The organism is Ruminococcus sp. 1001136sp1_2201st1_G3_2201SCRN_220225 (genome assembly GCF_040924365.1).
Taxonomy (GTDB): Bacteria; Bacillota; Clostridia; order Lachnospirales; family Lachnospiraceae; genus Blautia_A; species Blautia_A faecis.
This window is the reverse complement of sequence record NZ_JBCOME010000114.1, coordinates 1-4,277: the sequence shown is the minus strand read 5'-3', so window position 1 is coordinate 4,277 and position 4,277 is coordinate 1. Positions and strand designations below refer to the sequence as shown.

The 4,277-nt window shown below is 44.0% G+C and carries 6 protein-coding genes; 1 reads left to right on the top strand and 5 read right to left on the bottom strand.

Features of this window, described 5'->3' with window-relative positions:
* Window positions 1–118: 118 nt before the first annotated feature.
* The 4 genes from AB5642_RS19865 to AB5642_RS19850 form a co-directional block, all read right to left on the bottom strand.
* The gene (locus tag AB5642_RS19865) at window positions 119–730 is read right to left on the bottom strand and encodes a stage V sporulation protein AA (RefSeq protein ID WP_173718232.1); all 612 of its coding nucleotides are present in this window, start codon (window positions 728–730) and stop codon (window positions 119–121) included.
* A 55-nt stretch (window positions 731–785) separates the two neighbouring features.
* A complete protein-coding gene (locus AB5642_RS19860; protein WP_118581240.1) occupies window positions 786–1,142 on the bottom strand; it encodes a SpoVA/SpoVAEb family sporulation membrane protein in 357 nt (118 codons plus the stop codon).
* 113 nt (window positions 1,143–1,255) lie between these two features.
* Window positions 1,256–2,350 (bottom strand): stage V sporulation protein AD, encoded by a 1,095-nt coding sequence (locus AB5642_RS19855; protein WP_173718233.1) that lies wholly within the window; start codon window positions 2,348–2,350, stop codon window positions 1,256–1,258.
* Complete coding sequence (locus AB5642_RS19850) at window positions 2,347–2,817, bottom strand: SpoVA/SpoVAEb family sporulation membrane protein (protein WP_173718234.1); 471 nt, start codon at window positions 2,815–2,817, stop codon at window positions 2,347–2,349. Before AB5642_RS19850 ends, AB5642_RS19855 begins: the two co-directional genes overlap by 4 nt.
* Window positions 2,818–3,038: 221 nt before the next feature.
* Here AB5642_RS19850 and AB5642_RS19845 point away from each other — a divergent pair, with 221 nt between their 5' ends.
* Complete coding sequence (locus AB5642_RS19845) at window positions 3,039–4,043, top strand: helix-turn-helix domain-containing protein (RefSeq protein ID WP_195391674.1); 1,005 nt, start codon at window positions 3,039–3,041, stop codon at window positions 4,041–4,043.
* 31 nt (window positions 4,044–4,074) lie between these two features.
* On the opposite strand, the gene AB5642_RS19840 is transcribed toward AB5642_RS19845, so the two are convergent.
* Window positions 4,075–4,277, bottom strand: a 203-nt coding sequence (locus AB5642_RS19840) for a stage V sporulation protein AB (RefSeq protein ID WP_368371921.1), incomplete at its 5' end; no start/stop codon positions are given.

Genomic DNA, 4,277 nt, shown 5'->3' with positions numbered 1-4,277 from the left:
TATAAAAATAGCAACGGCTTGGTGCAAATTGCGGCGCGAAATCATGCGAATGCATGATTTCTGTGCATCGCGAAGCGTGTTACTGGTCACGGAGTGAACAGTAACTTACTGTGAGCGGTCATTCTTTATTTCGTGAAATATCTTCAATGATGGTGGTGTTTACATCATCTTCATATAAACGCATCTGCACCTGCATAGGCGTAGGATCGTCGGTGAGCTTTATTCTACCGAAGTGGTTGAAGAAGAACAGGACACCAAGACCGATACCGAGAGAGTAGGAGATTTCCAGGACCGTATTGCCGGTTGTGGGCTGCCCGGTGACCTGGGTGTAGATCTGCTCGAAAAGAACGGGGATGTCTACGTCATTGTTAAAGGTCATAATGGAAAAGCCTGCACCGAAAAAGGTGGCGAGGCAGACAAATATGACTTTGCACCATCTTATAACAATATTGACAGTTCCTTCCTTCTGATAGGTGATGATGAAGTTTGGTTCGCCAATATGCGTAATATCAAGATCAGGCTCTTTGAGCTGGATATCATTTATAAGATCCATAACAGAAATCACATACCGGCCTGTCTTGTCCGGATCCAGGTTTGCTACCGGGAGAACCCTTAGGTGATTTAAAATTTTGGAATTGGTGCAGGATAGCTTGGCAATGTCCTGAAGATAGACATGGGGGTGATGAACCTCCACGTTTTCTTCGGTTTGGATGTATAGTGTGTCACTCATGAAATTCACTCCCATTGTAAAAAATGTTGGTTTCAGGCAAGGATAAAGTACGTTGTTATTCTTTCATTTTCGGTTTAAAAAACCAGCTTGCCAGATAAGAAAAAATCAGGGCTGCAGAGACACCAGCTGCGCAGGCGGTGAAGCCTCCTGTGAAAAGCCCGATGACACCATCTGTGTCGATGGCTTCTTTCAGACCTTTCCATAGTGTATTCCCGAAACCAAGTAATGGCACAGCAGCACCGGCACCGGCGAAATCAATCAGAGGCTGATAAATGCCTATGGCGCCAAGAATAGAGCCGGTGCATACCAGAAGAACCATGACACGTCCAGGCATAAGTTTGGTTTTATCAAGTAAAATCTGGACAAGGGCGCAGATCAGGCCACCTACCCAGAATGCATTAAAATAGTCCATGAAATCATCTCCTCATAGATACAGAAAAAGATAGTTGGTAGAGACAGATTATAATTAATACAGTACGGCTTATAGGACTGCAATTATACAGGAAGTACGCACAATTATTTAGTTTACTGCTTTTGATCTTTTTTTGAAACATGCTCTAATACTACAGCATGTGCAATCCCCGGAATGGAATCTCCCTCATTAAAACTTGTTTTGGAAAGCAATGCTCCTGTAGGAACAAAGAGCACCTTTTTCCAGGTTCCTTTTGCCAGTTCCGGCAGAATATAAGCAGCCAGCACAGATGCACTGCATCCACAACCACTTCCACCAGAATGAGTATCCTGTGTTTCACCATCAAAGATTAAAAGTCCACAGTCCTGATAAATGGACTCTATATCATATCCTTTTTCTTTTAACAGATCCAGCAGGATCCGTTTTCCAACAGCTCCCAGGTCTCCGGTGAAGATTGCATCATAATCATCAGGTGTTCGGTCAAAGTCACAAAAATTCCGGTAAATGGTATCGCAGGCGGCAGGTGCCATGCATCCACCCATGTTCAGAGAATCCTTAAGTCCAAAGTCAATCAGCTTTCCAGTGGTGAGTCCTGTTATTTGGACACATCCTTCTGCTGAAATTAGCGGATCAGTCTTTTCCGGAATTTTCGGAACAGGCAAAGTTCCGGAGAGAACACAGGCACCGCTCCCGGTAACCGTCCACGTGGCTGAGAGAGGACGCTGGTTTCCGTAAGCCAGAGGAAATCGGAATTCTTTTTCTGCGCTGGCAAAATGGCTGGAAGTGGCACAGAGAATATGTTCTCCGTATCCGGCTGCAACAGACATGGCGCCAAGAGAGAGGGATTCCCCTATGGTGGAGCATGCACCGAAAAGTCCGTAAAATGGGATTCCCATTCCGGCAATTCCAAAGGAAGAGGCGGTAGTCTGAGCCAGAAGATCACCTGCGAAGGTCATGCGGATATCCCCTGGAGTAAGTCCGGCTTTTCCAAGGGCCAATGCGGCTGCTTCTTTTTGCATGGTGCTTTCCGCAGCTTCCCAGGTAGCCTCTCCAAACATAGGTTCTTCGCAGACCAGATCAAATTTGCTTCCAAGAGGTCCTTCCCCTTCCTTTTTTCCAACTACAGAAGCACAGCTTACAACGTAAACCGGATTCTGAAAGCTCATACTGGCAGAACCGGTAAGTCTGGCTGGTGTCTGTGGATTCATGAAATCACCTCCATTATTTTCAGAAGATAGTAGATCACTCCGGCAATCCAGGAACTCATGATTCCGTAAAGGATTACAGGACCTGCAATGGTGAAAATCTTGCAGCCGATTCCAAAGACCTGACCCTCCGTTTTATATTCAATGGCAGGGGCGGCTACGGAATTAGCAAAACCGGTGATTGGAACCAGACTTCCCGCTCCGCCAAATTTTCCAATCTTTGGATAAATATTAAATCCAGTAAGAATAACACTGATGAAAACCAGGGTAACAGAACACCAGGTACCGGCCATATCCTGGTCTAATCCTCTGGATTTTGCAAAATTTGTTATAATCTGCCCAACGACACAGATTACACCGCCTGTGAAAAAAGCCTTTGCCATGTTCATGGGAAGACTGTGGGTAGGGGTGATCTGTTTTACATAGTCGGCGTATTGTTTCTGCTTTGCTTTTGGTATGGAACTGTTCATAAATGCCTCCTGTAGCTATGATGAATGGAATTGCTTGCTTAGAGTACAGTAACCTTTTGGTTTCTATTATTATGTGAAAAAATATGTAAAATATACTTTCTTTTTAGCTGAATTTATACTATCATGATAGTATTGTTATAGTTATTACGGAAGATGATGCTATTGCTCATAAACAGAATGACAGTAGCCTCATATTATAAACCGAAGAAGAGAGGTACCTTATGGGAAAATATTTTATAGGGAAGGGAGTACAGCTCCTTACAGAGGAAACTGAGAATAAGATCAGAATCTATAAGCTGGGACTGCTTCAGCCGGAATTTGGACATATGCCATGCATCAGTGGGAATGCATTCACTTTTCTATTGGCAGAAGAAGGAGAAATACAGTGTCAGATAAATCAGGAGAAAGTAGATCTGGAAGCTGGCGAGGCGTTATTTATCAATGCAGGACAGTCCTATCGTCTGGTTAGAGGGGAGACGGAAAGCAGCAGTTTTTATATAATTGAGGTGACTGGAGAGTATCTGGCAGCTGGAGATGAGAGCCTTCAGAATAAATATATTTCACCGGTTGCAGAAGCAGAATCATTCGCTTATTGCAGGTTTATGCCGTCAGCTGAGGAAGATACAGATGAAGACATTCTTCTTCAGGCACTTCTCGCCGCTGCGCAGACAGCAGAAGGCAGGGATATGGCCTATGAACTGGATATGAAGAGCTGGCTGTTCACTGCATGGGGAAGTCTTTATAAGAAATTTGCCCAGCCGCGTCCGGAATGTAAGAATGCAGTGATCAGAGAACGGGTGAAACTGAATCGTATGACAGGATATCTCACTGAGCATTGTAACGAGAAACTGACTCTTTCTGCTATGGCAGAAGCATGTCAGGTAAGCACTGGTGATTTTTGCCGTTTCTTTAAGAAACATATGGAGATGACTCCATTCGAATATTTGCAGAAATGCAGAATTTGGAACAGTATGGATGCAGTTCTGGAGAAGACAGTTTCCATGGGAGAGATTGCAATGGAAAATGGTTTTGCAGGAGCAAGCTATTTTTCAGAGACTTTCCGAAAAGAGATGGGCTGTTCTCCTGCAGATTATCGGAAATGGTACCGTGACCTGTCAGATGAATGTCCGATAATCACCGGAGAAAATAAAGAAGAAAGCGCCAAGGTGTCAAAGAAGGATAAAAAAGGAAAGTCTGGTAAAAACGTTCCTTCTTATTTATTATAGAAAATTAGCTGCGTTGATTTTTTTACGCAATTCAGGGAAACCACCGTTTATAAAAATAATACAAAGATCCCAAAGCTTTTCCGAAGGCCACTGCGATCACGACCCATCGGATTCCATTGGTCAGTTTGATCCTTCTGGAAAAGATGGGGAAAACATCTGCCATCTCAGCAAGTGCCATGATCCATCCGCCCAGGAAGATACCGGAAAAAAGTCCATAAAGGAGCAGAGTAAAGG

Excerpts from the sequence above, each read along its gene's own strand:
- AB5642_RS19865 (WP_173718232.1), bottom strand. The coding sequence starts at position 730 with ATGAGTGACACACTATACATCCAAACCGAAGAAAACGTGGAGGTTCAT.
- AB5642_RS19860 (WP_118581240.1), bottom strand. The coding sequence starts at position 1,142 with ATGGACTATTTTAATGCATTCTGGGTAGGTGGCCTGATCTGCGCCCTT.
- AB5642_RS19855 (WP_173718233.1), bottom strand. The coding sequence starts at position 2,350 with ATGAATCCACAGACACCAGCCAGACTTACCGGTTCTGCCAGTATGAGC.
- AB5642_RS19850 (WP_173718234.1), bottom strand. The coding sequence starts at position 2,817 with ATGAACAGTTCCATACCAAAAGCAAAGCAGAAACAATACGCCGACTAT.
- AB5642_RS19845 (WP_195391674.1), top strand. The coding sequence starts at position 3,039 with ATGGGAAAATATTTTATAGGGAAGGGAGTACAGCTCCTTACAGAGGAA.